Origin of the sequence: Candidatus Vagococcus giribetii, from assembly GCF_017316185.1 — a bacterium.
GTDB classification, from domain to species: Bacteria; Bacillota; Bacilli; order Lactobacillales; family Vagococcaceae; genus Vagococcus; species Vagococcus giribetii.
The window spans coordinates 224555-250629 of sequence record NZ_JAFLVX010000018.1 but is presented as its reverse complement, the minus strand read 5'-3'; the positions used below and the strand labels follow the sequence as shown (position 1 = coordinate 250629).

Genomic DNA, 26075 nt, shown 5'->3' with positions numbered 1-26075 from the left:
TGAGTGTATATGTTAAAAAAATAACTTATAAAATTTTAAAAAAATAAAAACATGTTTTATTATAAAACAATATGATTAATGCAGAATGGAGGATGTCAGGTGAGTTTTAACAATTTAACCTTGTTGAATGAGGCGATGAATGCTTCTGATCTACGTCAGAAAACAATTTCAACAAATATTGCAAATATCAATACACCAGGCTACAAAGTTGAGAGGGTTCTTTTTGAAGACAAATTAAAGAAAGCGAATTCGGGATTAGAATTAGATTTATCAAGAACTAATGAGCGTCACATGTTCATAAATAGTCCTTTTAGAGATTTGAAACCAGAAGTCGTTAAGAGAACTGGCACATCTGTTAAAGATAATGGCAACAATGTGGATCTAGATTATGAGATGAGTGAAAAGGCTGTTAATGAACTGTATTATAGTTCTCTTCAACGACAAGTTAATCATGAATTGTCTCAATTAAATTATGTCATCAATCATTAATCAAAGGAGGAGAGAACATGGGAGTTTTTGACTCTTTTAATATCAATACAAGTGGTCTGACTTTAGAACGAATGAAATTAGATACAATTTCAACAAATATTGCAAATGTTAATACTACTCGAACAGAAGAAGGTGGAGCCTATAAACGTAAGACGGTTACCTTTCAAGAAAGTTTAAAGAAAGAAAAAGGTAGTAGAGAGACAAAAAGCTATGGTGTTAGAACAACAGGTACCAGACAAGATAATGAAACCAAAACAGTGTATCAACCAGAGCATCCAGATGCTGATGAGGAAGGTTATTTGGAACTGCCAAATGTTAATTTAAGCGATGAAATGATTAATATGATGAATACGTTAAGAACTTACGAAGCAAATGCAACTGCTTTTGAATCAAGTAAAACGATGATGAAAAAAGCTTTAGAAATTAGTAAAGATTAAAAGAAGAGGAGCCGTTTATATGGATAAGATAATCAATCAGAATGTTGATGCAATTAGTAATTATCAAAATCAATTAAAGAAAGTCATGTCACCACAAGAAAGTGATGATTCTGTCTCTGTAATTGAAGAAGTAGAACCATTTTCAACTCATTTAACAGAAGCTATTGATCGAGTGGATCATCAACTTACTGAGAGTGGTAAAAATATTGAGAAACTGATTACTGGTGATTTAGATAATTTACACACTGCTATGATTGATATGAATAAATCACAGTTAGTACTTCAAACAGCGGTACAAGTAAGGAATAAATGTGTGGAATCATACAACGAAATCAAAAACATGCAGTTTTAATTGATTAGTGAAGGGAATTGACGTAACGAATGGAAAAAATGCAGGAGCTAAAAGATACTGTCGTTGAAAAGTGGAAAGAATTAAGTAGATTAGCCAAGATAAGTATTATTTTAGCTACTGCAAGTGTCATCATTATTCTTATCTTCACAACAGTAATGGCAAATAAAACAAATTATTCTGTTTTATTTGCAGATTTATCAGATGCTGATTCAGGTAATGTCACAAAAAATCTTGAAGAACGAGGCATCAAGTATAAATTAGAAGATAAGGGAAGTAAAATTTTAGTTGATTCTGATGAAATTGATAAGGTTAGAATTGATTTAGCTGTCGAAGATCAACTACCAAATAAATCAACAGGTTTTGAAATATTTGATCAAAAAAACATGATGGCAACTGATGAAGATCGCAAAGTTATGTATCAACGTGCAGTCACAGGAGAGTTACAAAGAGCCATTGAATCTCTTGAAGCGGTTAAAGAAGCTAAAGTTATGTTGGTTACACCAAATAAAAGTATCTTTGAAGAAAAAAATAAAGAAGCATCAGCTTCTATTATTTTAAAGCTAAAACCCAACCAAGGATTAAGTGAGGATGCAATCAAAGGGATTGCTTCTCTAGCTAGTGGGGCAGTCGAAAACTTACCTCAAAAAAATATTAAAATTGTTGATGAGCAAGGTAATGTACTCTCTAAAGTCTTAGATGAAAATAAAGATGTTAGTTCAACTGATTTAGCTGGCAAGTATCAGCAATTAAAAGATGAACTTGAAATTAAAATGGAAGAAAAGACCAATGTATTGCTAGGAACTTTATTTTCAGAAGATAAAATTAATGTTGCTGTAAATGTTGATTTAGACTTTGATTCAATTGAAAAAACAACAGTTACTTACGATGATCCAAAAGTAAGAAGTGAGGAGATTCATGCGAGTTCTGATGGAGAAGGAATTAATCAACAAAAAATTGAAGGAGGTAACATAGAAGATAATGTGACAAATGTTATTGGTGAAGATGGAGGTAAAGGGAAAAATTACAATCACATCATTAATAACGAGTTGGATACAGAAACTACGAAAGTGTTAAATGCACCTGGAGTTGTCAAAAGAGTAACTGCATCTGTTTTGATTAATGAAGATTTATCGGTTCAAGAGAAAAATCAAATCGAGTCATTAGTTCAATCAGCTGTTGGATATGATAAAGATCGAGGAGACAAAATTACCATTCAAGGGATGACTTTTGGTCCGAGTGATTTAGGAGATGAGGATAATGGTATTGCTAATAAGCGCACAGCAAAAGATATTTTCTTAAATCCATTTGTTATCTTCATTATAGCAGCACTTATTATTACAGGAGCTATTGTTACTTATCTGATTATTCGAAATAAGAAAAAAGAAGATGCAGAGTTTGCTGAATATGAGGCTTTAGATGTTAGTTTAGTACCTGTAGATAGTACGGAATCTGAAAATACCTTTACAAAGGAAGAAGAACCTATGAACTATCAAAAACCAAAAGAGTCATTAGCTATCATGCAAGAAGAAACACAACTTGAAGATGATGTAGCTGTTATTAATACGATTGATAAAAAAGATCAGGCCAAACGTTACGCGAAGGAAAATCCAGAAGTAGCAGCTGATTTGATTAAAGTCTGGATGAAAGATGAGTAGGTGAGTGAAATAGAAAATGTAGATGGAACAAGAAAAGCAGCTCTTTTATTAATATCCCTTGGGACAGAAACAGCCGCTCAAATCATGAGATTATTACCGGAAAAACATATTCAAAAAATAAGTTATGAAATTGCTAATATTGATTTTGTAGATGAAAAAGATCGTGACATGGTGATAGATGAATTTATTACTATGTCAGCTGCTAGAGGACATGTGATAGATGGTGGTATGAATTATGCCTCTGACTTATTAAATCAAGCATTAGGGCGCCAAAAAGCGAATGAAGTACTCGGTGTGTTGAATCAAATCCAGTTGAGGAAACGTCCCTTTGATATTGCGAGAAAAGCTGATCCACAACAATTAACCAATATCCTTCTAGGTGAAGCTTCTCAGACAGTGGCATTAATCCTGTGTTATATGCAACCAGATAAAGCAGCCGATGTATTAGCTAATTTTCCTGAATCAAGACAAGCTGAAATTGCTGAGCGTATCGGAACAATTTCTAGTACGTCACCGGTTATTATTGAAAAAATCGAAACTGTTATTGAGAATAAATTCTCTAATGTTATTGAGAATGATGCTGAAAACGTTGGTGGGGTAAATACTCTAGTAGACATTCTTAATTCAGTTGGAAGAAGTACTGAGAAAAATATTATTAGTGATCTTGAAAAACGTCAACCACAGTTATCAGAAGAAGTTAAAGCTAACCTATTCACCTTTGAAGATATCATTGGTCTTGAAAAATCTGATGTTCAAAAAGTATTACGCGAGGTTAACCATGATGTCTTAGTTATGGCACTTAAAGGCGCAACGGATACAATTAAAGAATTTATCTATAGTAATCAAAGTTCACGTTCAGTTGAGATGTTAAAAGAAGATTTACAGTTCTTAGGACCAGCAAGATTATCAGCTGTTGAAGAGGCTCAACAAACAATTGTTGCCGTTATCCGCCGATTAGATGAAGAGGGAGAAATCTATATCGGAAGAGGTGATCAAGATGCTGTCATCTCATAATTTTATTAAACAATCAGATATGATTGAAGAACAAGAAAGTCGAAAAATTGAAACAAATTATACCGTGAAAAAAAAGCCTAGTGTTTTTTTAGACGAAGAAGGTCAACCTTTGACTGATGAAGAAATTAAAGAGGACTTGGTGTTGTCTGAGTATCAAAAAGAAAAAATGAGTCAGTTTAATCAAGACGTTCTAGAAGCAAGACATCATTTGAAAAAAGTCTTTAAAAAAGAGCGAGATAAATTTTTTCATGAGTTACTTGAGATAAAAGAGTTAGTTACCCAACAAGCTCATCTGGAAGGTGAAGAGATAAAAAAAGAAGCCTACCAGGCAGGTTTAAAAGAAGGTCAAAAAGATGGATATGAGTCAGGCCTTGAAACAGGCTACGAAGCTGGCGTAGAACAAGCGAATACGTTAAAAGAAAATGCACTATTTGTAGTAGAAAAAGCTAACCTCGAAATGGCGACCTACCAGAAAGAAAAGCAGCAAGATTTTGTTGATCTCGCAGTTGAAATGGCAGAAATTATTTTAAATCAAGAATTAACATTGTCAGAAGAAGCACTAAAGGTGTTACTTGAGCCTGTTTTAAATCGAATTGAAAAGACAGATAACTTTATTACTGTTTTTGTTTCTAAAATGAATATGGAAAGTACACAGTGTTACATGCGAAAGCTAAAAGAAGAAAATCCAGAGATGAAGTACACAGTAATTAGTGATGAGTCACTTAACCAAAATGATTGTATTGTAGAGACTAATTACGAGTTACTTGATTTAACCTTAAGAAAACAACTTGAGAAAATGGTGGAGAAGTTAAAGTTAGGTGATTCTATTGACTAATTTTAAAACCCTGAAGGAAATACAAAAACAGCTAGTCAAGCAAAGCTATCTGACAACCTACGGAAAAGTAAGCCAAGTTGTTGGTTTAATTATTAAAGTAGAAGGTCTGGATGTATTTGTAGGTGAAGTATGCGAAATAGAAATTACAAAAAACAAAAAAATTGTTATGGCCGAAGTTGTTGGTTTTATCAATAAAACAGTTCTTTTAATGCCTTTAGATGAATTAAATGGGATTGGTCCAGGGTGTCTAGTTAGACCAACGGGAGCTGCTTTAGAAGTTGAAATCAATGACAGTTTATTAGGAAAAACATTAGATGGTCTTGGACGAGTACTAACAGATGATAGTCCAGTTGTTGGAACAAAATACCCAGTAGATCAAGAGTCTCCAGATCCTTTTAAAAGGAGACGAATTGAAGAGGTTATGAGTACAGGCGTTAAGGCAATTGACGGTATGTTAACAGTTGGTGAGGGACAGCGATTAGGTATTTTTGCAGGGAGTGGTGTTGGTAAAAGTACTTTACTTGGCATGATTGCTAGAAATTGTGAAGCAGATGTGATTGTGATTGGCTTGATTGGCGAACGTGGTCGAGAAGTGACAGAGTTCATTGAAAATGATTTAGGACCTGAAGGCTACAAAAAATCAGTTATCGTTTGTGCAACATCAGATCAACCTCCTTTAGTTCGTTTGAAGGGAGCATTTGTTGCAACAGCTGTTGCTGAGTATTACCGTGATCAAGGGAAAAAAGTTATTTTGATGATGGATTCAGTGACCCGGTTTGCAATGGCTCAAAGAGAAATTGGTCTTGCTACAGGTGAGCCACCAACTTCAAAAGGTTACACACCTTCTGTATTTGCGATGTTGCCGAGACTACTAGAAAGAAGTGGTATGTCTGAAAAAGGATCAATCACTGCTTTTTACACCGTTTTAGTTGAGGGAGATGACATGAACGAACCTATTGCAGATGCTGTAAGAGGTATTTTAGATGGTCATGTGGTGTTATCACGAAAAATAGCTGGGGAAAATCATTACCCAGCAATAGATGTTCAACAAAGTTTGAGTCGACTGATGAAAAGTATTGTCTCTAAAGAGCATAATGAAAAAGCAGGTCTCCTAAAAGAGAACATGGCAATATATGCAGATGCAAAGGATCTAATTGATATTGGCGCTTATAAAGTAGGAACAAACCCTAAGGTAGATCAAGCAATTGAATTACAACCTAGTATAAAGAGCTTTTTAGTTCAAAAAGTAGATGAGCCGTCTAGCTACAAAGAAACAGTGCAAGCGTTGAATCAAGTATTTTCTTCAAAACAAACTTGGTAAGGAGTGTGAATTAGTTGGGTGCTTACAAATTTTCTTTAGAAAATGTGTTAACTTGGCGTGAATCCCAAGAAGATGAAGCTAAACGAGGTTTTCTTATTTGCCAAGAAGCACAACGAAAACAAGAAGAAATTTTAGACACTATCATCGCAGCTAGTGAAGAAATTAAGCATGATGCGATTGGTTTTGACGACATTAACAGTTTAAGACAACAATACTTATACAAGAATCACTTAGACAGTGAAATTGTTAAACAGCAACAAACAGTTTCACTTTATTCTAATGAAACTGAGAAGATGAAAGAAGTATTTGTAGATGCTCAAAAAGAGAGAAAAATAATGGATCGCTTAAAAGAAAAACATTACGATGATTATTTGTTCACCATGAAAGCTGAGGAACAAAAAGAACTTGATGAAATGGGAACATTGAGATTTGGTAGTACATTTATCTAAAGTAGGTGAAAAAATGACAGGTATACCAGAAATAGATTTAGGAACACTATTAAAGCAACCAATTAATCAAAAATCACTAAAAGTAGAGGAATTACCACTTTTTTCTGACATTTTTCTAACTCATTTAGATCAAGAAAACAATGAAACGTTTGATTTAAAAGAGACGCTAGAAGAAGATACAGAAATTTTAAACATCTCTGATGAAGAATTGGAAGACAAGGAGTCAGACAAATGGGAAGAGCCTCTTATTTCTCTTATTCCACTACAAGCAGAAACTAAATTAGAGGAATTAATCAAAGTGACGAGTGATAATTCGAAAATCGAAAACAAGATCGAGATGACTCGAATCCAGCAATTTATCAGGAATCAACCTCTCTTTAGAGATACTGATTTAGCAGAAATAGTTAGTGAACCTCAAGAGATTCTAGCTGAGACAAATACTGACCCTATTTTCTTTTCTCATCAGGTAGCTGATAAAGAGGATTTGAAAGAATTACTATTAAAAAGTTCAAAAAACGAACTGAATTTGATTTTAAATAACAATGAAGCAACTCAATCAGTGAGTAATGAAAATCCTGAAATAATTTTAAATACGCAGTTCAATCAAGTGGAAGAACTACGTCAGAACATTCAACCTTCTATAGGAGACAGTCGTCTTTTAGAAAAAGTCTCTGAGAATCAGTTTGATCAGATGGACATCTCATCTGAAACGAATCCAATCGAATCTGGTGTAGAGATTACTGAGGAGTCTCTTCCTTCAACCTATTATGAAAAAACAGATGTTGATGTAGAAGTTATGAAAGAAAACAATGACGTTTTCCAGATGGAGTCTTTTATGACAGAGATTGTAAAACAAGATTCAGTAAACCTAGCGGCAACTATTGAAGAGGGTCATCAACCGTTAACATCTCTTGAATTAGAAGTCTTTGAGGAACAGACGCTTCCTAAGGTATTAACTAAACTCTCACAAGAAATCCATCAACCGACACTCAATGAACCAACAACAATTAAATTAACTTTGCAACCTGAAAAGTTAGGCGAATTGGAAGTCGTATTAGAGATGAAAGATGGTAAAGTCAACGCTGAATTTAGAGTTGATTCGCCTAGAGTAAAAACCTTATTTGAAAGTCACTTAACAGAGTTGAAGGAAAACTTAGTTAAGCAACACAATTTGCTTCAACCTGTCGATATATCAGTCGAAATGGCAACTAAGGAGGTAGAAACTCATCTTGATTTTGGCGGCAGTTTCAACCATCGTCAGTCACAACAACAAGCTTTTGAACAACAAAAAAGCAGACAGAGATACGATAAAACAGAAGATTATGTGGAAGAAGTCACCCATGAAGGTGTATCCAAAGAATCAGTTGATATTTTAGTTTAAGGAGAGTGAACTATGCCAGAAGTATTTGGAACAACAAGAGGTGCCAATGATTATACAGGTGGGTATGAGCCTCAAAGTAAAAAGAGCAACAACGGGTTAGATATGGACGGATTTTTAAAAATTCTTGCAGCGTCAATGGCAAATCCTAGTTTTGATGGATCAGATGGTGGGAATGGAACGGATTATATTACCCAAATGGTGACATTTGCAACTCTTGAGCAACTTCAAGAGATGGGTGAAGACCTTGAATATACCATGATGATGGCTCATCAACAACAAGCTATCGGTCTAATTGGAAAAACCGTTACAGTTGTTGTAGGTAAGGATGAAACCGTTGAAGGAGTTGTTGAACAAGTCAAATTTGTTGGCGGTCTTGCAACACTGGTCATTGATGGTGAGGATTATTTGATGAGTCAAGTGTCAGTGATTGGAGAGGGGAGCAAAAAAGAGTCAGAGGGAGAAGGAGAAACAGATCCTGAAGACAAACCTGAAGCTCCTGAAGAACATTAACTGACAATCAAAGTCATAAAAATAAAAGGGTTCACCAACAACTTGATCATTTCAAGTCAGTTGTAAAAATAAAGAAACGTATATTGAAGGGGAGAAATCAATGCTAAATTCTATGAACTCAGGCGTAAGTGGTATGAAGAGTCAACAAACAAAAATGGATGTGACTGCCAATAACATTGCCAATGTGAATACGTATGGTTACAAATCAGAGCGTGTTACTTTTCAAGATGTTATGAGCTCCACAGAAGCAAACGCACAAGGACCAAATATGAATGGTGGTGGTGGTGTTAATCCAAGACAGGTTGGTTTAGGTGTTCAAGTGGGATCAATCGATAAAAATAATACGATTGGTACACCACAACCAACAGGAAGACCACTAGATTTCGCGCTAGATGATCAAGGGTATTTCATCTTACAAAAAGATGATGGTGATGAGACAAAATACTACACAAGAAACGGCGCCTTCACATTAGACGCAAATGGTACATTAACAAGTGTAGATGGTTATAAAGTGATGGGGTATCAAACTGCTGATGGTAATCCAATTCAAAGTAGTAAAGATTTTGATGCTCAAACAGATTTAACAGAGCCTGTGGGACCAATTACGATACCAAATAAATTAACGGTTCCAGAATTAGATGAAGACGGTAATCCTGTTCTAGACGAAGATGGTAACCCTGCCATGAAAGAAATTACACTAATGAATTTCACGATTGGATCAGATGGTTTGGTAACAGGTCGTTATAGCGATGATAATACCTATGTCATTGGTCAAGTTGCTGTAACAACTTTCCCTAATCCAGATGGTTTAGAAAAAACAGGTGGTAATAATTATGTGCAATCAGGTAACTCAGGAGATCCTAACTATGTTAGAGCAGGTCAAAGTGGAAGTGGTCGACTAGTACAAGGTGCTTTAGAAGGCTCAAACGTTGATTTAGCAACAGAATTTACGGACATGATTATAACTAGCCGAGCTTATCAGGCAAACTCAAGAACGATAACAACATCAGATGAGATGTTACAAGAATTAATTAATCTGAAACGTTAATAATAGTTAAGGTGTTTGGGAAGAAGGGAGAATCAATCATGATTAAGCTAACAGGAATGAATAATCAGGAGTTTGTGCTCAATTCGACATTGATTTATCGCATTGACCAAGCACCTGATACTGTTATTACATTATCTGATGGTAAAACAATGATGGTCAAAGAATCCATTGATGATGTTGTTGAAAAAGTCCTATTTTTTCAAAAGCAGGTTGTTCAAGAAACAATTAGTCAAAAAGTAAAAAAGGAGGTATAGGGTGTGGCAAAAGAAAAAGAAGAGCAAGAAAAAGAAATAGAAGCAGTGGTTGACGAGGAACATGAAACATCAGGCAAAAGTAAGAAAAAAATAAATACTAAAATCATTCTTATTGTAACGATTTCAATCGTTTGTGTTGTTGCAGCAACAGCAGGGACGATTCTTGGAAATATGTTATCAGGAAAAGATCGAGATAAAGGTCAAGTAGAAGCTGTTGAGAAAAAGTATAACAAAGACGAAGTATCTGTTCCTTTAGAAGAATTTTTAGTCAATTTGGCAGATAACAAAGAAGGCGAGACGTCATATATAAGAATTGAAATTTCACTGTTAACAAATAATGCTAAAAATGCTGAAATCATTGAAAGCAATAAGGATTTAATCAGAGATAGTGTGATTAATAAATTGCGTCAAAAAGAGGCAAATGAAATTTTAGCTGATAAGAACGGTGTTAATAACTTGAAAGAAGAACTACGAGATCAAATCAATAAAGATTATGGTTCTGCATTAGTTCGTGAGGTCTTTATCACTAATTTAGTGATTCAATAGAGTAAAGGAGAAACAATGACGAGTATTTTTTTACTATTTAAAACAATGATATTCTTGATAGTCATTATTTTTTTAATCAAACTATCATTAACTCAATTGAATAAATACAATCAAAATCAAACAAGAAACATTGATATAATCGAGCGTTTCACTGTTGGTAAAGAATCATCGATTGCGATTGTCTCTGTGTGCCATAGTTATTACTTAATGAGTATGACACCACAAAAAAATGACATACTAAAAGAGTTAACAGAAGAAGAAGTTAGGGAAATATTAGCTCAAAAAGAATCGGAAAATGAGTTAAAACAAAAAAATCAGGAAAAGATTATCAGTCATATACCTCATTTAGAAGGCTACTTGAACAAGAGAAAAAAAGGAGACCAAAAATGATAAAACAATTTCGCAATACGTTAATAGTGACTATTTTTGGTTTTCTTTTATTTCCTTTAGTAAGTATGGCGGCAGATGTGGAAGAGTTGACTAATACGGTTGGAAAAGTAATCGGCAACTCTGGAAGCACAGAACCTGTTAAATTGTTTGTTTTAATGACTGTCCTGACACTTATACCTACGATATTAATATTAACCACTTCTTTTACAAGAATTATCATGGTTTTATCTTTTGTAAGAAATGCTTTAGGAACGCAACAAACACCACCAAATCAAGTATTAATTGGTATTGCTTTGTTTTTAACCTTTTTTATCATGAGACCAACGTATACAGAAATTAACAACACGGCGATTCAACCTTTAATGAAAGATGAAATTACTCAATCAGAAGCCATTACGATAGCTGAAAAACCAATTAAAGAATTTATGTTACAGCAAACAAGAGAAAAAGATTTAGAGCTATTTATCAAAAATTCTAATCATAAAAAAGTGGATAAACCTGAAGATTTGGGCATGCATGTTATAACACCAGCTTTTCTAATCAGTGAGTTAAGAACGGCATTTAGTATAGGTTTCTTAATCTTTATTCCATTCTTAATTATCGATATGGTTGTTTCAAGTATTTTAATGTCCATGGGGATGTTTATGTTGTCTCCTGTCATGATCTCACTGCCATTTAAATTACTGCTATTTGTTTTAGTAGATGGTTGGTACTTGATTGTTGAAACATTAGTAAGAGGTTTCTTATAGAAAGGATGATTGTATGACAATAGAATTGGTGCTTGATGTCATGCATCAAGCATTCCTTAAAATTATTCTGATTGCAGGTCCAATCTTAATTGTTGCCATGGTTGTAGGACTACTTATTAGTATTATTCAAGCAACTACACAAATACAAGAGCAAACATTGAGTTTTGTGCCAAAGCTTTTAGTTGTCTTTCTATTCTTAATTATTTTAGGGAACTTCATGTTGAATACTTTAGTTGAATTTACTAAAGACTTATTTGAAATTATGTCATCTTTATAAAGTAGGTGGAAAATGAATTCAATATTAATAACGTTTATTCTCATTTTTGCACGTATATCAAGCTTTATGGTGACGTCTCCAGGATTTTCTCTAAAGCAAGCGCCCATTGTGCTAAAGGTTGGTTTAAGTTTCTTTTTATCAGTCATTGTTTATAGCATGATACCTGAAAAAGTAGGGGCAGCCAATTTAATTATTTTTTCTTTTTTGGTCATTAAGGAGATTTTAGTTGGTATTGCTTTGGGATTTGTTGTGCAGCTTATCTTTTCCTCAATTGAAATGGCCGGACAACTTATTGACTTTCAAGTCGGTTTTTCTATGGGCTCTGTCTATGATCCAAGTGTGGGGATTCAAGCATCAAATTATGGAAGACTTTATTATTGGATAGCCTTAGTTTTATTCTTTCTATCCGACATGCATCATATTGTTTTACAAAATCTGATTAACTCATTTCAAATGGTTCCATTAAATGAGGCTGGTTTTATGGGAAATACAGTTGAAGGAATCATAAGATTATTCATTGAAATGTTTCAGGTAAGTTTTATGCTGGCGGCTCCAGTTGTCCTAGTAGCTTTTGTGACAGACTGTGTCCTAGGCATTGTTTCACGAAGTGTACCTCAAATTAATGTTCTAATGCTAGGAATGCCAATGAAGATATTAGTTAGTTTCATTTTTATTCTATTGTTTTTACCTAATTTTATGCAACTTGTAACTAATATTTTCCCAGAAATTGATCGATACATGAAAGAATTTTTAGATTCGTTAGTGAGGTGAGGTAATGTCTGATAAAGATGGTAAAACTGAAAAGCCCAGTCCCAAGAAGCTGAAAGATGCAAGAAAAAAAGGTGAATTGGTTAAAAGTCCGGATTTAGTATCAGCAACTTCCTTTCTAATCTTTTCAGTTCTTTTTATCCCGTTATGGCAATTTGTAATGACTCAGTGTATGGGACTTATTCATAGCCAATTATCAACACAATACGATTATGGCGTTTTAGAAAATAATTTAGGAGCCATAGGTGTTCAAAGTATTTTGACTTTTTTTTGGATAGTTAGTCCCTTTTTGGCTATCGCTTTTTTTAGCGCTTGGCTTAGTAATCTATTACAAGTAGGATTTTTATTTACAGGATCACCATTAAAACCAAGTTTTAAAAAACTTAACCCAATCAGTGGTTTTAAAAATTTGTTTAATAAAAAAGCATTGTTTACCTTAATCAAAAATATAGGTAAATTAGTGTTGGTTTTTATAATAACCTTACAAGAAATTAGTTCTGTGTTAGCAAGTTTCTTCAATGCTGGTTTTGTTGGTATTGAAGCATTACCTATGTTTGTTTTAGACTTTTTGAAAACATTAAGTTTAAAAATTTCGATGATTTTGTTTGTTTTAGGAATACTCGATTACGTTGTTCAATGGTTCTCTTTTAGAAAGAAAATGAAGATGACTAAACAAGAAGTAAAAGATGAGTTCAAACAACAAGAAGGAGATCAATTAATAAAATCTCAGCGAAAAAGTAAGTATATGCAGTTGATTTCAGGCATGATGAATCAGGTTCAAGACGCCACAGTGGTTGTCACTAATCCGACTCATTTAGCTATTGCAATCACATATGATAAAGAAAACAACGGAGCTCCGACAGTTGTTGCTAAGGGGGTAGACTTTATGGCTCAGAAAATTAGAGAAGAAGCCAAAGCTAATAATGTCCCCATCTTAGAAAACAAACCCGTTGCCCGTTCATTATATAAAACGACGGAAATTGGAGAACCAATTCCAGTGGATATGTATGAGGCAGTGGCTGAAATACTAGCCTTTGTCTACCAAATGAATGAACAAAGTAAAAATAAAATTTAACAGAAGAGGGGGAACTTATTTGTGGTTTCAAAGATGAATTTAAAAACACTTAATTATTCCGATGTGATCGTTTCATTTGTTGTTGTATTGATAATCGGATTAATTATTATACCACTTCCCAGTTCTTTTCTTGATTTTTTAATCATTATTAATATTACAGTAGGGATTAATATTTTATTAATTACCCTATTCACTAAAAACGTATTAGAGTTTGCCACATTTCCAACACTCCTTCTTCTAACGACCATGTTTCGATTAGGACTAAATATTGCTTCTACCCGCTTGGTATTAACCCAAGGGAATGCTGGAAAAGTCATTGATGCATTTGCTGATGTAGTAGCGGGTAATAATTATATAGTAGGAGCGGTTATTTTCGTTATTATTACGATTATTCAAATCGTAGTTGTCACAAATGGTGCCGGACGAGTTTCAGAAGTTTCTGCGAGATTTACTTTAGACGCAATGCCCGGAAAACAAATGGCTATTGATGCTGACTTAAGTTCAGGACTGATTAGTGAAGATGAAGCAAAAGAACGACGAAAAAACTTACAACGAGAAGCTAGCTTTTATGGAGCCATGGATGGTGCTAGTAAATTTGTTAAGGGAGACGCTATTGCAGGGATTATTATTACAATTATTAATTTAATTGGTGGTATTTTAATCTTTTCTGTTGGTCAAGGAATGGACGTGACAGAAGCTTTAAATAAATTTGGAAAATTGACTATTGGAGACGGCTTAGTTTCACAAATACCTTCTTTATTGATTTCTATCTCATCAGGGATTATTGTGACACGTTCAGACGATAATAACACATTTGGTTCAGCTATTAGTAAAGATTTCTTTCCTAATCCACTAATAGCAGGGATTGTTGCAGCAGTCTTGTTTATCATGGGAATTGTACCAGGATTTCCTTTTTTCCCCTTCTTCGTTTTAGGTCTTGGTTTTGCTTTTATTGCATTTAAAAAATATCAAGGTGAGGGCTTAGCGGAGCAAAAATTAGTAGAAGAGAAAAAAGAATTGTTACTCCTTCAAAAAGAACAGGAATTAGAGGAAGATGACACTGTTTCATCTTTCCAAGTAGAACCGATTTCGATTGAAATTGGTTATGCTTTAATTCCTATGACAGATGATAGTTTAGACAACTCTCTTATGCGTCAAATTATCAACATCAGAAAGCAATGTGCTCATGAACTAGGCGTGTTGTTAACACCTATCCGAATTAGAGATAATTTACAATTAGCACCAAATGATTATTGCATCAAAATTAAAGGTAATGAGGTTGCTAGAGGTGAGATCTATCCGAATAAATTGATGGTCATTAATCCTGAAAACGAAGAGTTTCAACTTGACGGGATTGAAGCAAAAGAGCCGGCATTTGGACTAGATGCTTTATGGATTGAACAAAAAGATAAAGATATAGCAGACATTCACGGAGCTACAATTGTTGAGCCAGTGACAGTGATTGCAACCCATTTAAAAGAAGTGATTTTTAGTAACACTGCTGAATTATTAGGTAGACAAGAAGTGAAGCATTTGTTAGAAGGAATTAAAGAGAAATACAATGTGGTTATAGATGAGTTAATCCCTGATATTTTACGCTTAGGTGAAGTTCAAAAGGTTTTACAAAATCTTTTACGAGAACAAATACCCATTAATGATTTAGTAACTATTTTAGAAACATTAGCTGATTACGGCATGATGACTAAAGATATTGAAGTTTTAACAGAGCATGTTCGTCAGTCCTTAAAGAGAACGATTGTTAAACAATACCTAGGTCCAGATGGTGTTCTTCGAGTAATGACAATCCATCCTGAAATTGAAGAAATGATTTCAAAAAACGTACAGAAAACAACGTCAGGTTCAATCCCCGTGCTGAAACCTGAAATCATTACGCAAATTTTTGATTCGATCAATCGAACTCATCAGCGATTAACAGCTGAAAATGTCCAACATGTTATTTTAGCTTCACCCAATACACGAGTAACCTTTAAAAAATTGATTTCATACAATTTTCCTAATCTAGCCGTTGTTTCATTGAATGAAGTACCTAATGAAGTACAAATCGAAACGGTTGGAATGATTTCATTAAATGACATGTAATCGAGATTAAACTTTTTTAAAAGGAATAGGGAGGAAATAGGATGTATGAAATAGATTACGAAGAAGAAATTGTGAAGTACCTGCCTTTTGTTAAAAGAGTAGTCAATCGCATCGATATAAAATCCACTGATTATGATAAAGATGACTTGTTTAATATCGGTGTTATTGGATTGATGGATGCTTTAAAAAAATATGATCCGAGTAAAAAAGTAACCTTTGAAAGCTATGCTTATATCCGAATTCGGGGAGCTATTATTGATGAAGTCAGAAAAAACTCAAAAGTCTCTCGAACTAGAATGACTCAACTAGATCAATTTTATAAAGCAAAAGAAAAACTTGAACGAGAAAAAATGACAGAAGCAACTGATCAAGAAATCTGTGAAGAACTAGGCATTGAAAATACAAAACTGTCTAAAATTCATGAGACGATTCATTATTTGGCTAACGTTTCCTTAGATGACACATTATTCACTAATCACGGAGAATCAGTGGAGTTAAAAGAAATTGTTGAAGATAAACAGACTATTCCAATTGATGAGTTGTTAGTTGAAGATGAAAAAAAAGAAGCATTAAGAAGAAGTATTGAGAAACTACCAAAAAGGGAACAAATTATCTTGAATCTTTACTATGTAGAAGAGTTAACGTTAAAAGAAATTGCTGAAGTTATTGACGTTTCAGTCCCGAGAGTCTCACAAATTCATGGCAAAATATTAGTGACTTTAAAAAAAATAATTGAGGATGATTTGAAATGATTCGAAGTACCTTTACTTTACAACGTAATTTAAGTGTTTTACAGAAAAAACAAGAAAATACTAGTGCCAATGTGGCTAACGTAAATACCTATGGCTATAAAACGCAGCAAATTGTTCAAAAGACAGATCCAGAGTATCAATTACATAATTACACGAATGGACCTGAGAATAATAAACGTCATAATATTGGCGGCTTCATTTTTGGAAATAAAGTCGACGAAATTGTGAAAGATATGTCCTCTGGCACCTTTAAATCAACCAACAAAAAAAGTGACCATGCTATTTTAGGGGAAGGTTACTTCAATGTTCAATTACCAACTGGCGAAACAGGCTATACAAAAAATGGTCATTTTCAAGTAAATGAAAACAATCACCTAGTGACTCAAGAAGGTTATGTGGTTCTTTCTCAGGCTGGAAATCCCATAGATGTTAGAGAAGAAAATCCACAATTTAGGCTAACTCGATTTAATGATCAAGGGGATTTATTGGCTCTAGGCGAAACCGTATTTACTGCTACAACCCCAGGAGTAACTGATACCGAAAGTAAAGTACGTTCAAGTATGTTGGAAGGCTCAAACGTGAATATTGTTGATGAGATGACAACATTAATGGATACAGCCAGACAATTTGAGATTAATCAAAAAGCTCTTCACACATCAGATGAGATTATTAGAAAACTAACTAATGAAATTGGTCGAGGCTATTAGAGAGGAGAATACTTATGAATCCAAGTTTAGCAATTAGTAAAAGTGGCATGAACGGCTTGCAAACAAGTTTAGATATTATTTCAAATAATGTAGCTAACTCAACCACAGTTGGTTACAAACAACAAAATACAAATTTCCATGAATTACTAAGAAGTGATACAAATTCAAGAGGCAATATGATTATGAATGGTATTCCAATTGGAATGAAAGCAGAACAAGGACAATTGAATTTAACTCAAGGAGGATTAATTCCTAGTCCAAATAATTTTGATTTAGCTTTAGTTGGAGATGGCTTTTTTGGCGTTAGATTACCTAATAATGAGTTGGCTTACACAAGAGATGGTTCCTTTAGAATGGACGCAGAAGGCATATTAAGAACAAGTTCAGGAAATCGTGTGGATATGACATACCATGTTCCCAGAAATCAATGGCCACAAGGAAAACCGACTGTTAAAGATAATGGAGAAATTATTGTAGGTAATCAGTTAGTAGGTGAAATCCCAATTTACAGTAGTGATTCATTTGAACAACTAAATGAAATCGGAGAAAACTTATATCAATTACCTAACGGAATGGCTTCTAGGAGGCAAGCTACTCCTTCCATTAAACAACATTATTTAGAAGCTTCAAATGTTGATTTGGCAGAATCTATGACAGATATGATTGTGACTCAAAGAGCTTATTCACTGAATGCTAAAGTGATTCAATCAACTGATGACATGATGCAATTAATTAACAACTTTAAACAATAAAAAGGAGTGAAACGTGGATGATTAAATTAGATAATTGCATAAAAAAATACTCCAACGTCACAGCTCTTAATCACGTGTCATTAGAAATCAAACAAGGTGAATTTGCCTATCTAATTGGTCCAAGTGGTGCAGGTAAAACAACATTAATCAAATTACTAACGTGTGAAGAAAAAGTAACTACAGGTTCCTTAAAAATGGGAAATGTTGATTTACCTCGCTTACAAGACTCGCAAATTCCAGAATTTAGGCGACAACTAGGTGTTGTTCCACAAGATTTTTTTCTATTAGAAAGTTTGACTATCTATCAAAATTTGGTTTATGTGCTACGAGCTATTGAAACAAAGCGAAAGTTAATTAAAGAAAAAGCCTTAAGAGCTTTGGATGAAGTAGGTATGTTAGAGTATAAACATTTATTTCCAAAGGAGCTCTCAGTTGGGCAAAGACAAAAAGTTGCCATTGCACGTGCTATTGTTAATGAACCAAAAATACTTTTAGCAGATGAACCAACAGGTAATTTAGATAATAAATCAGCTATTGAAGTGATGAAAATCTTGTATCAACTGAATCAAAAAGGAACAACTATTTTGATGGCAACACATAACTCAACGATTGTTAATACAATTAGGTATCGGGTTTTAGAAATCAATAAAGGTCAAATTATAAGGGATCAAGATAAAGGCTCTTATGGTAGATGGAATGACCATCGTGATGTGTTTGTCATCTAAGTCAATAGGTTCGAGAAAGAAGGGGAAAAAATGCCGAAAACAGTTTTAGTTGTTGACGATGCGGTATTTATGAGAATGAAATTAAAAGATGTCCTTGAAAAAAATAACTATCAGGTGATTGCAGAAGCAAAAAACGGTGTTGAAGCTATTGCATCGTATAAAGCAAAAAGACCAGATTTTGTTTTGATGGATATTGTTATGCCTGAAATGGACGGTATGGAAGCATTAAAAAGAATTAGAAAACTAGACCCAGATGCTAAAGTAATTATTTGTAGCGCTATGGGTCAACAAAATATTGTTTTAGAAGCTGTAAGAGAAGGTGCGATTGATTTTATCGTCAAACCTTTTGAGGACGATCGATTAATTAAATCGCTAGATCAATTTAGTAATCGAGTTTAACAAATATATATTGAAAATGAGGGATTAAATTGACGCAATTACTTACGCAAAAAGAAATTGACTCGTTATTAAACGCTATGAGTAATGGAGAAATAGATGAAGAAACTTTTTTTAAAAAGAAGGAAGTTAATAGTATTAAAAACTATGATTTCAAGCGTCCTACAAAACTGTCTAAAGATTATGTAAACACTTTGTTTATGATTTTTGAAGATTTTTGTAAGTACGCAGGTAATCATTTGACCACACAAATGCGTACAAACGTTAATGTGAAACTAGCTTCTGTAGAACAAATCAGTTATGACGAGTTTATTCATTCCATACCTAAGTTCACTTTACTAGGCTTATTTAAATCACCGCCATTAAGTGGTGTCCAAATGTTTGAAATTAATCCACAGTTTTGTCAATTACTGATTGAATTACTGTGTGGTGGAAATGAAGCGAGCATTAATAAAACAAGTCAGAATGAAAAAAAGAGTTTTACAGATATAGAACTAGCTATTTTGGAAGAAGTTTTTAATGTCTTTATCTTAGCTTTTGAAAATGTTTGGAGTGAAGTCCAGCAGTTAGATTGTCAGTTAGAAGGATTAGATACAAATCCGCAATTGTTACAAAACATGTCACCAAATGAACCAATCGTTCTAGTGACTTGCCAAGTAACTATTTTAGGACACAAAACTTTTGTTAATCTGTGTGTACCTTATGTCTTCTTTGAAGGGATTATTGACAAACTTAGTTTAAGAAATTGGTTTGATTCAGACAATGAATTTAATAAAGAAGATCATGATAACTTACAAAAAAATATCGAGGGCGTTTATTTAGATTTAAAAACCATGCTAGGCTCAACAACAATGACCTTGTCTGATATCGCTGCACTAGAAGTAGGAGATGCAATTAGTTTAAATCAAAAAATATCAGATCCCTTAGAGGTTTTTATTGAAAATGAATTGTTTGGTTTGGTTAGACCAGGCAAGAAGGAAAATGTTTTAGCTGTTGAACTATTAGAATTATCTGAAGGAGAGTTTGAGAATGACTGAAAATAAAGTAGAGAATATGATAACTAATGAGGCACCAACTTTAATGGAACCAGAGATTATCAGATTAATGGGTGAATTTGGCAAAGTAACTATGGGTCAATGCATGACAACTTTATCATCTATTTTAGATAAAGATATTAGGATTTCTCCTCCAAGAGTAGAGCATATTCCTTTTAGAGAAATTGTTTCTGATTTGTCTACACCGAAAGTATCGGCTGTTGTTGAATTCAAAGAAGGACTTAAAGGAAGTAGTATGATGCTTCTGAATGTTCCAGATGCTGTCATTATTGCCGATTTGATGACAGGAGGAAATGGCGAACCGATAAATTCTAACTTTACAGAAATGGAGTTAAGTGCCGTTGGTGAAGCTATTAATCAAATGACAGGTTCAGCAGTGACTTCTGTTGCGACAATGATTGGGCAGAAGGTAGATATTTTTCAACCTAAAGTAACTTTGTGGGAAGATGAAGCAGACGTTGATTACAAAGAAATTGGTTTAGATACTAATGTTTCTAGAATTACCTTTGATTTTTCTGTACCAGGCCTAATAGAAAGTGAAATTTCTCAAATATTTACTATTGAAATGATGGAGGAAGTGGCCCAATTAATGCTACAACAAGCAGAAGAAGTCACAGAAGGAAGTGATGACATGACAGAAAACATGATGGAAGAAACAAAGAATAAAAAAGAAAGAACTAGAAAACAAAAGACTCGTAAAGTGTCCATTCAGCAACCTGAATTTGATGAGTTAGCAGATAATAAGGTTGAAAGTAATATTGATAATTTAGATTTATTAATGGATGTGCCACTTGATTTTAGTGTTGTTTTAGGCGGTAGTAGAAAATCGATTAAAGAAATATTAACTCTAGGTGTAGGGTCAGTAGTAGAACTAGATCGTTTGACAGATGAGCCCCTTGATATTTTTGTGAATAGTAAATTAATTGCTCAAGGAGAAGTGGTTGTCATCAATGAAAACTTTGGTATTCGAATTACAAGTATTCTATCTCAAAAACAACGCATGAATAAACTTAATTAATTAAAAACTGAATAGGTTAAAACTTATTCAGCTTTTTTAAAATAATTCTGATTTTCACTTAAATGATGATAAAATGTGCCGATATAGAATATGTATAGACGTAGATGCTTATCAATATTTATCTATAAAGGAGACATTATTATGAAAATAAATAATCAATATTCATCTTATCGAGATGCTTATCAAACACAGATGAACCAAGAACAAACTGTTAAAGATAAATCAGTTATAAAAAAAGAGCCAGTTCAAATTGATTTATCAACAACAAGTCAACAAATTCGTTTCAGTGACGAAGTTGTAGATATTGATCAATCACAAAAAATAGCAAACATAAAAAAAGCGATTAGTGAAGGGACGTATGATGTTTCAGCCAAACAAATTGCCAATAAAATGTTTGATCAACTAAAAGGATAATGATATGGAATCTAACAAATCACTAGTACCAGTTTTAAAGCAATTATTGAGATTGTTAAAAAAAGAGAATAAAGCTTTGATTCGTAATGATGGCAATCAAATTGAGCAACTCGTGAGACAGAAAGAACAACTCGTGAATCAGTTAGTAATGGTTGAGAGAGAGTTGACAGCAATCGAACTTAATTTGGCTCTAGAAATCAAACAACTTCAAGATGACAATCTTTTACTTACAAAACAAGCCATGGCATTTAATGATAATTTTATCCAAACAGTTGGTCAAAATGCTCAAAAAGTAAATGCTACTTATTCAAAAAAAGGTAGTCTTTCAATTCAAGAAGATGTTGGTTTTGTGAATCAATCAATGTAATAAAGATAACTTTCAAGGAGGAAGACAATGAGTGGATTATTTGGAACATTAGGCACGGCCAATAGCGGGATGAATACACAACAAATTGGTTTAGAAACTTCATCTCATAATATAGCTAATGCCAATACTCCAGGCTATTCGAGACAACGAGCAGAGATGCAAGCTAATACACCATACACTTATACAGGAATAGGTCAGATCGGGACAGGTTCTAAAGTGTCAGCCATTACAAGAGCTTCTGATCAATTTGTATTAGCTAGTATTAGAAAAGAAAATGCTCTATATAATCAATATCAATACAAGGCAGATGTACTAGGGAAGATGGAAGTTATTTTTAATGAAACACCAGGTCAGAAGAGTTTATCTGATGACATCAATGCTTACTTTGATGCATGGAGCCAGTTAAGCAATAACCCAGATTCTTCAACAGCTAAAACAATTGTAGTAGAAAACGGCAATAATTTAACTGACAACATGAATCATATTGCTAAAGAATTAGACTCTTTACGAAATGAAACGGTCTCAATCCTTGAAAAAAATGTTATGGACTTTAATGCTAAATTGGAAGAGTTAAATGAGTTGAATCAACAAATATTCAAGGCATCACAAGATGGTAGTGTTCCAAACGATTTACTAGATCGCCGCGACATGATTTTAGAAGATTTGTCAGGATTTGGAAATATTGAGACATCTTTTGATGAATATGGTAGAGCAAGTGTCAGTCTTGGCGGAGAAAAATTAGTTGGTCCTGGAGAGCCTGTTAAGACAATTAGTGTCGTTGTAGGTGTTGACGAAAATGGTCAACCAATTGTTTCAGAAGGTGGTAACCTCACTGGAGAAAATATTACATTAGAGAACGGTGAAAGCTATCCAGTTGGACAGTTACTGATTTCAAATCCAAAAGATAATCCACCAGTATTTTCTCCAATTGAGGTTGAAAGTGGTGCAGCTAAAGGGCTACAAGAAGGTCTCGTTGAAATAGACAAGAGAACTCAAGAGTTTAATGAGTTTGTTTTTAATTTTGCTACAGCTGTTAATATTATTCATTCTGATAATGGAAAAGGAGCCGATTTCTTTACCTTAGGTGATCCTAACGACCCTAATTTTGCCATGAATATTAAAGTTAATGAAGATATTAGAAATGATCATTCATTGGTAAATGCAGGAAAAGAAGTACGTGTTCCAGATCCAGATAATCCAGGTGAATACCTTCCATCAGAAGGCGCATCAGGTGATGGTTCTAGAGCTGCTGCTATGGGTAAGTTGGCGGATACAAGATTAGGCTATCCCAATGCTGTTTTTGAATATGACCCAGACACGATGACCATTAAAAATGAAGCGGGAGGCTCAACTCCTCATGGTGCTTATGTTGATATTGTAACAAAGAATGGAATTGCTAAGCAGCAAGCTGACAATCGAGTAACATCACAAGAATTCTTGTTGTTTCAGTTAGAGGATCGTAAGTTTGCGACATCTGGAGTTAATATTAACGAAGAAATTACTGATGTGATGAGATTTCAACGAGCTTTCCAAGCGAATGCTCGTGTCATTACAGTCGTAACTGATTTGTTAGACACATTAATTAATAGAACAGGAGTATAGTTGAATGAGAGTATCAGATGCCAATATGCATGCGTCATTTCAAAGAAATATTAATAGTAATATGAAGCAAATCAATAAATTATCACTTCAACTAGGAACTTTTACTGAAATTAATCGTTCATCAGATGACCCCTTAGCTTTTTCAAAGATATTAACGATGAATCAATCTATTGTAAAAAATGAAGGCTATAACAAAACAATCAATGAGTCGATTTCATGGACTAATACGCAAGATGCTGCACTTGATAGCGCAACTGAGTCTATGCATCGTATTCGTGATTTAATGTTAGCAAGTGCGAATGATACACTTGGTCCTGAAGAGATGGAAATCAATAAGCAAGAGATGATTTCAGAAATTGAAAGCATAGTCGATTCGTTAAATGCGACTTATGATGGACGTTATGTGTTTGGTGGACAAAATACTGACACGCCACCATTTGAAATTATTAAAGAAGAAAATGGGGATATTGCAGCGATTAAATATCATGGAACCACGGATAATCTCCCTCGAGAGATTGCTAATGGTGTCTCTGTAAATTTAATTACAGATGGCAGTATATTTATGAATCAAACCACAGATGAAGATGGCAATTCAGATAACATTAACCAGTTTTTACAAGATTTGATGTTAGCGATGAATACAAATGATAAAGAAGCTATTTCTGGAAGACCAGGAAATAGTGATGAACCTGCAACTGGTTTATTAGATCGAATGGACTCGCACATTAATAATGTTGTGAATACTCGTGCTCGCATCGGAACTGTAAGTAATCGTTTAGAGTCAGCGAAAGAAAGAAATGAAGCTGAAAATCTACAACTACGTGAAGATTTGTCAAATCTTCAAGATATTGATGTAGCAGATAAGTATATGGAGTTTAGTAATCAAATGCTATCATATCAAGCTTCTTTATCTATTGGAACTAAGTTATTACAAACAAGTATATTAGATTATGTTTAAAAAAAGTGATAATAGTTAATTAGAGACTGTTATCACTTTTTTTATTTTTTCTTAAATTAACTCTTAATTCATTTAAAAAACAACCGATAAATAAAACAGAGGGTTACCTCAGTAAAAATAAACTACTTGGAGGAATTACTTATGAGAATTAATACAAACGTACCAGCATTAAACACTTATTCAAGATTGACATCTGCAAACAATGCCAAATCAGATTCATTAGCGAAATTATCTTCAGGATTACGTATCAACCGTGCCGGAGACGATGCTGCAGGTTTAGCTATTTCTGAAAAAATGAAAGGCCAAATCGGTGGATTAAAACAAGCGACACGTAATGCTCAAGATGGGATCTCTTTGATTCAAACAGCTGAGGGTGCATTGAATGAAACGCAAGACATCGTTAATCGTATGCGTGACTTAGCGACACAAGGAGCTAATGCGACATTAAGTGATGAGGACCGTGCTGAGATTAACAAAGAATTCAACGCATTAAGAGATGAAGTTGACCGTATTTCTCAAACAACGAACTTTAATGGTAAAAACTTATTAGACGGAGAATTTGACTCTGCTTCTAAAGCAGCAGTAGAAAAAACAGGCGATATCGATATGTATATGACTGTTAACTTTACAGATAAATCTCTGACAGATTCATTTGAAATTTCATATGGTAGAGATGACCAAAATAATGTGACAGTTAAATTAAAAGATGAGTCGAAGTATGAGTTAAAAGATAACGAAAATGGTACTTATTCAATTATGACCAAAGATTCTGCAACACCAACTCCAGGGTTTAAAGCAGAACAAGTAGGTGTTGTGAAATTAACTACTGAAGGTCGTTATGGTGAAGGGGACGTTGATGCAACTAAAACATCACACAAAACTTCATTTACTGAAGGCGATAAGAATAAAGGTTTAGACTTCCAAGTTGGAGCTAATACTGGTGATATGATTAGTGTTAAAATGGGAACGATGAACGCTGAAACGTTAGGACTAAATTCTTTAGATTTATCAAATCAAAAGAATGCAGAAATGGCGATTAACCAATTAGATTTAGCGTCATCAAAAATCTCAAGTACTCGTTCTGATTTAGGAGCAGCACAAAACAGAATGCAACATACAATTAATAACTTAGCAGTAGCTCAAGAAAACTTAACAGAAGCTAATTCTCGTATTAGAGACGTTGATATGGCTGAAGAGATGATGAACTTCACTAAGAATAACATTCTTTCTCAAGCAGCGACTTCTATGTTATCTCAAGCTAATGCAATGCCACAAAGTGTCCTTTCATTACTTCAATAACCAAAAAAAAAAACGGTTCGTATTGAACCGTTTTTTATTTTGGTGATAATTGAATTTTAGGCCCACCAATTTCTTCTTGTTGCTCTTGTTTGTTATTCTTGGGGATTAATAAAAAGAGTAAAACGAGTAATAGAATAATTAGAACGATTATTTTTTCTTTTCTTTTGGTTTCAAAAAAAGAAAGAAAAAGGTCAGTATACTTTTTAATAAGACAAATCTCCTTAAAGTGAATTAGTAGTTAAAGTGTATCATAGATAAAATCGCAAAATAAAGAAAATTTTTATTAACTTTTTCTAAAAATGACCGATAAATAAAACAGAGGGTTACCTCAGAAAAAAATAAACCACTTGGAGGAATTATTTATGAGAATTAATACAAAC

The 26075-nt window shown here is 33.8% G+C and carries 31 protein-coding genes; all 31 read left to right on the top strand.

The features are described 5' to 3' along the window. The first annotated feature begins 99 nt into the window (after positions 1–99). On the top strand, positions 100–489 hold the full coding sequence (gene flgB / locus DOK76_RS07840) for a flagellar basal body rod protein FlgB (protein WP_206966492.1): 390 nt from the start codon (positions 100–102) through the stop codon (positions 487–489). Between the two features lie 17 nt (positions 490–506). Beyond that, positions 507–926 carry a flagellar basal body rod protein FlgC gene (gene flgC, locus DOK76_RS07835; RefSeq protein ID WP_206966491.1) on the top strand — a complete coding sequence of 140 codons (420 nt, stop codon included), beginning with the start codon at positions 507–509 and terminating at the stop codon, positions 924–926. Positions 927–945: 19 nt separating this feature from the next. Then, the gene (gene fliE, locus DOK76_RS07830; RefSeq protein ID WP_206966489.1) at positions 946–1278 is read left to right on the top strand and encodes a flagellar hook-basal body complex protein FliE; all 333 of its coding nucleotides are present in this window, start codon (positions 946–948) and stop codon (positions 1276–1278) included. A 29-nt stretch (positions 1279–1307) separates the two neighbouring features. Further along, positions 1308–2933 (top strand): flagellar basal-body MS-ring/collar protein FliF, encoded by a 1626-nt coding sequence (fliF, locus tag DOK76_RS07825; protein ID WP_206966487.1) that lies wholly within the window; start codon positions 1308–1310, stop codon positions 2931–2933. Positions 2934–2942: 9 nt separating this feature from the next. Further along, positions 2943–3947 carry a flagellar motor switch protein FliG gene (gene fliG / locus DOK76_RS07820; protein ID WP_206966526.1) on the top strand — a complete coding sequence of 335 codons (1005 nt, stop codon included), beginning with the start codon at positions 2943–2945 and terminating at the stop codon, positions 3945–3947. Continuing rightward, positions 3931–4782: a FliH/SctL family protein gene (locus DOK76_RS07815; protein WP_206966485.1), complete on the top strand. Its 852-nt coding sequence runs from the start codon at positions 3931–3933 to the stop codon at positions 4780–4782. Before fliG ends, DOK76_RS07815 begins: the two co-directional genes overlap by 17 nt. Beyond that, positions 4775–6103: a flagellar protein export ATPase FliI gene (gene fliI, locus DOK76_RS07810; protein WP_206966483.1), complete on the top strand. Its 1329-nt coding sequence runs from the start codon at positions 4775–4777 to the stop codon at positions 6101–6103. The genes DOK76_RS07815 and fliI overlap by 8 nt, the downstream gene beginning before the upstream one ends. Positions 6104–6117: 14 nt before the next feature. Next, entirely contained in the window at positions 6118–6552 is a 435-nt protein-coding gene (gene fliJ, locus DOK76_RS07805; protein ID WP_206966481.1) for a flagellar export protein FliJ, read from the top strand. A gap of 13 nt (positions 6553–6565) precedes the next feature. Further along, positions 6566–7933 (top strand): flagellar hook-length control protein FliK, encoded by a 1368-nt coding sequence (locus DOK76_RS07800; RefSeq protein ID WP_206966479.1) that lies wholly within the window; start codon positions 6566–6568, stop codon positions 7931–7933. A 12-nt stretch (positions 7934–7945) separates the two neighbouring features. Continuing rightward, on the top strand, positions 7946–8443 hold the full coding sequence (locus tag DOK76_RS07795) for a flagellar hook capping FlgD N-terminal domain-containing protein (protein ID WP_206966477.1): 498 nt from the start codon (positions 7946–7948) through the stop codon (positions 8441–8443). A gap of 100 nt (positions 8444–8543) precedes the next feature. Then, positions 8544–9491 (top strand): flagellar hook-basal body protein, encoded by a 948-nt coding sequence (locus tag DOK76_RS07790; protein ID WP_206966474.1) that lies wholly within the window; start codon positions 8544–8546, stop codon positions 9489–9491. 38 nt (positions 9492–9529) lie between these two features. Continuing rightward, positions 9530–9745: a flagellar FlbD family protein gene (locus DOK76_RS07785; RefSeq protein WP_206966472.1), complete on the top strand. Its 216-nt coding sequence runs from the start codon at positions 9530–9532 to the stop codon at positions 9743–9745. Between the two features lie 3 nt (positions 9746–9748). Then, the gene (locus DOK76_RS07780; RefSeq protein WP_206966471.1) at positions 9749–10291 is read left to right on the top strand and encodes a flagellar basal body-associated FliL family protein; all 543 of its coding nucleotides are present in this window, start codon (positions 9749–9751) and stop codon (positions 10289–10291) included. 15 nt (positions 10292–10306) lie between these two features. Then, positions 10307–10681 (top strand): flagellar biosynthetic protein FliO, encoded by a 375-nt coding sequence (locus tag DOK76_RS07775; RefSeq protein ID WP_206966469.1) that lies wholly within the window; start codon positions 10307–10309, stop codon positions 10679–10681. Further along, positions 10678–11430 (top strand): flagellar type III secretion system pore protein FliP, encoded by a 753-nt coding sequence (gene fliP, locus DOK76_RS07770; protein WP_206966467.1) that lies wholly within the window; start codon positions 10678–10680, stop codon positions 11428–11430. Before DOK76_RS07775 ends, fliP begins: the two co-directional genes overlap by 4 nt. Positions 11431–11443: 13 nt before the next feature. Beyond that, positions 11444–11707, top strand: coding sequence for a flagellar biosynthesis protein FliQ (gene fliQ, locus DOK76_RS07765; protein ID WP_206966465.1), 264 nt, complete (start codon positions 11444–11446; stop codon positions 11705–11707). 12 nt (positions 11708–11719) lie between these two features. After that, positions 11720–12478 (top strand): flagellar biosynthetic protein FliR, encoded by a 759-nt coding sequence (gene fliR / locus DOK76_RS07760; protein ID WP_206966463.1) that lies wholly within the window; start codon positions 11720–11722, stop codon positions 12476–12478. A 4-nt stretch (positions 12479–12482) separates the two neighbouring features. Continuing rightward, complete coding sequence (gene flhB, locus DOK76_RS07755) at positions 12483–13550, top strand: flagellar biosynthesis protein FlhB (protein ID WP_206966461.1); 1068 nt, start codon at positions 12483–12485, stop codon at positions 13548–13550. A gap of 33 nt (positions 13551–13583) precedes the next feature. Continuing rightward, positions 13584–15650, top strand: a complete 2067-nt coding sequence (gene flhA / locus DOK76_RS07750) for a flagellar biosynthesis protein FlhA (RefSeq protein ID WP_206966524.1) — start codon at positions 13584–13586, stop codon at positions 15648–15650. A 41-nt stretch (positions 15651–15691) separates the two neighbouring features. Further along, on the top strand, positions 15692–16402 hold the full coding sequence (locus DOK76_RS07745; protein ID WP_206966460.1) for a sigma-70 family RNA polymerase sigma factor: 711 nt from the start codon (positions 15692–15694) through the stop codon (positions 16400–16402). Next, entirely contained in the window at positions 16399–17109 is a 711-nt protein-coding gene (locus tag DOK76_RS07740) for a flagellar hook-basal body protein (RefSeq protein WP_206966457.1), read from the top strand. Before DOK76_RS07745 ends, DOK76_RS07740 begins: the two co-directional genes overlap by 4 nt. A 14-nt stretch (positions 17110–17123) precedes the next feature. After that, entirely contained in the window at positions 17124–17861 is a 738-nt protein-coding gene (locus DOK76_RS07735) for a flagellar hook-basal body protein (RefSeq protein ID WP_206966455.1), read from the top strand. A gap of 17 nt (positions 17862–17878) precedes the next feature. Further along, the gene (locus DOK76_RS07730; RefSeq protein WP_206966454.1) at positions 17879–18586 is read left to right on the top strand and encodes a cell division ATP-binding protein FtsE; all 708 of its coding nucleotides are present in this window, start codon (positions 17879–17881) and stop codon (positions 18584–18586) included. Positions 18587–18616: 30 nt separating this feature from the next. Further along, on the top strand, positions 18617–18985 hold the full coding sequence (locus DOK76_RS07725) for a response regulator (protein ID WP_206966452.1): 369 nt from the start codon (positions 18617–18619) through the stop codon (positions 18983–18985). A 29-nt stretch (positions 18986–19014) separates the two neighbouring features. Beyond that, on the top strand, positions 19015–20019 hold the full coding sequence (gene fliM, locus DOK76_RS07720) for a flagellar motor switch protein FliM (RefSeq protein WP_206966450.1): 1005 nt from the start codon (positions 19015–19017) through the stop codon (positions 20017–20019). Then, entirely contained in the window at positions 20012–21055 is a 1044-nt protein-coding gene (gene fliY / locus DOK76_RS07715; RefSeq protein WP_206966448.1) for a flagellar motor switch phosphatase FliY, read from the top strand. The genes fliM and fliY overlap by 8 nt, the downstream gene beginning before the upstream one ends. Positions 21056–21196: 141 nt before the next feature. Beyond that, entirely contained in the window at positions 21197–21469 is a 273-nt protein-coding gene (gene flgM / locus DOK76_RS07710; protein WP_206966446.1) for a flagellar biosynthesis anti-sigma factor FlgM, read from the top strand. 4 nt (positions 21470–21473) lie between these two features. Beyond that, the gene (locus DOK76_RS07705; protein ID WP_206966444.1) at positions 21474–21836 is read left to right on the top strand and encodes a hypothetical protein; all 363 of its coding nucleotides are present in this window, start codon (positions 21474–21476) and stop codon (positions 21834–21836) included. Positions 21837–21863: 27 nt separating this feature from the next. After that, positions 21864–23438, top strand: a complete 1575-nt coding sequence (gene flgK, locus DOK76_RS07700; RefSeq protein ID WP_206966441.1) for a flagellar hook-associated protein FlgK — start codon at positions 21864–21866, stop codon at positions 23436–23438. 4 nt (positions 23439–23442) lie between these two features. Next, a complete protein-coding gene (gene flgL / locus DOK76_RS07695) occupies positions 23443–24396 on the top strand; it encodes a flagellar hook-associated protein FlgL (protein WP_206966439.1) in 954 nt (317 codons plus the stop codon). 141 nt (positions 24397–24537) lie between these two features. Further along, the gene (locus DOK76_RS13305) at positions 24538–25695 is read left to right on the top strand and encodes a flagellin N-terminal helical domain-containing protein (protein ID WP_206966437.1); all 1158 of its coding nucleotides are present in this window, start codon (positions 24538–24540) and stop codon (positions 25693–25695) included. Positions 25696–26075: the final 380 nt, after the last annotated feature.

Bases quoted from the DNA above. Each gene is read 5' to 3' on its own strand.
- flgC (WP_206966491.1), top strand. From the start codon at position 507: ATGGGAGTTTTTGACTCTTTTAATATCAATACAAGTGGTCTGACTTTA.
- fliE (WP_206966489.1), top strand. From the start codon at position 946: ATGGATAAGATAATCAATCAGAATGTTGATGCAATTAGTAATTATCAA.
- fliF (WP_206966487.1), top strand. From the start codon at position 1,308: ATGGAAAAAATGCAGGAGCTAAAAGATACTGTCGTTGAAAAGTGGAAA.
- DOK76_RS07815 (WP_206966485.1), top strand. From the start codon at position 3,931: ATGCTGTCATCTCATAATTTTATTAAACAATCAGATATGATTGAAGAA.
- DOK76_RS07800 (WP_206966479.1), top strand. From the start codon at position 6,566: ATGACAGGTATACCAGAAATAGATTTAGGAACACTATTAAAGCAACCA.
- DOK76_RS07795 (WP_206966477.1), top strand. From the start codon at position 7,946: ATGCCAGAAGTATTTGGAACAACAAGAGGTGCCAATGATTATACAGGT.
- DOK76_RS07790 (WP_206966474.1), top strand. From the start codon at position 8,544: ATGCTAAATTCTATGAACTCAGGCGTAAGTGGTATGAAGAGTCAACAA.
- DOK76_RS07785 (WP_206966472.1), top strand. From the start codon at position 9,530: ATGATTAAGCTAACAGGAATGAATAATCAGGAGTTTGTGCTCAATTCG.
- DOK76_RS07775 (WP_206966469.1), top strand. From the start codon at position 10,307: ATGACGAGTATTTTTTTACTATTTAAAACAATGATATTCTTGATAGTC.
- fliP (WP_206966467.1), top strand. From the start codon at position 10,678: ATGATAAAACAATTTCGCAATACGTTAATAGTGACTATTTTTGGTTTT.
- fliQ (WP_206966465.1), top strand. From the start codon at position 11,444: ATGACAATAGAATTGGTGCTTGATGTCATGCATCAAGCATTCCTTAAA.
- fliR (WP_206966463.1), top strand. From the start codon at position 11,720: ATGAATTCAATATTAATAACGTTTATTCTCATTTTTGCACGTATATCA.
- flhB (WP_206966461.1), top strand. From the start codon at position 12,483: ATGTCTGATAAAGATGGTAAAACTGAAAAGCCCAGTCCCAAGAAGCTG.
- flhA (WP_206966524.1), top strand. From the start codon at position 13,584: ATGAATTTAAAAACACTTAATTATTCCGATGTGATCGTTTCATTTGTT.
- DOK76_RS07745 (WP_206966460.1), top strand. From the start codon at position 15,692: ATGTATGAAATAGATTACGAAGAAGAAATTGTGAAGTACCTGCCTTTT.
- DOK76_RS07740 (WP_206966457.1), top strand. From the start codon at position 16,399: ATGATTCGAAGTACCTTTACTTTACAACGTAATTTAAGTGTTTTACAG.
- DOK76_RS07735 (WP_206966455.1), top strand. From the start codon at position 17,124: ATGAATCCAAGTTTAGCAATTAGTAAAAGTGGCATGAACGGCTTGCAA.
- DOK76_RS07730 (WP_206966454.1), top strand. From the start codon at position 17,879: ATGATTAAATTAGATAATTGCATAAAAAAATACTCCAACGTCACAGCT.
- DOK76_RS07725 (WP_206966452.1), top strand. From the start codon at position 18,617: ATGCCGAAAACAGTTTTAGTTGTTGACGATGCGGTATTTATGAGAATG.
- fliY (WP_206966448.1), top strand. From the start codon at position 20,012: ATGACTGAAAATAAAGTAGAGAATATGATAACTAATGAGGCACCAACT.
- flgM (WP_206966446.1), top strand. From the start codon at position 21,197: ATGAAAATAAATAATCAATATTCATCTTATCGAGATGCTTATCAAACA.
- DOK76_RS07705 (WP_206966444.1), top strand. From the start codon at position 21,474: ATGGAATCTAACAAATCACTAGTACCAGTTTTAAAGCAATTATTGAGA.
- flgK (WP_206966441.1), top strand. From the start codon at position 21,864: ATGAGTGGATTATTTGGAACATTAGGCACGGCCAATAGCGGGATGAAT.
- flgL (WP_206966439.1), top strand. From the start codon at position 23,443: ATGAGAGTATCAGATGCCAATATGCATGCGTCATTTCAAAGAAATATT.
- DOK76_RS13305 (WP_206966437.1), top strand. From the start codon at position 24,538: ATGAGAATTAATACAAACGTACCAGCATTAAACACTTATTCAAGATTG.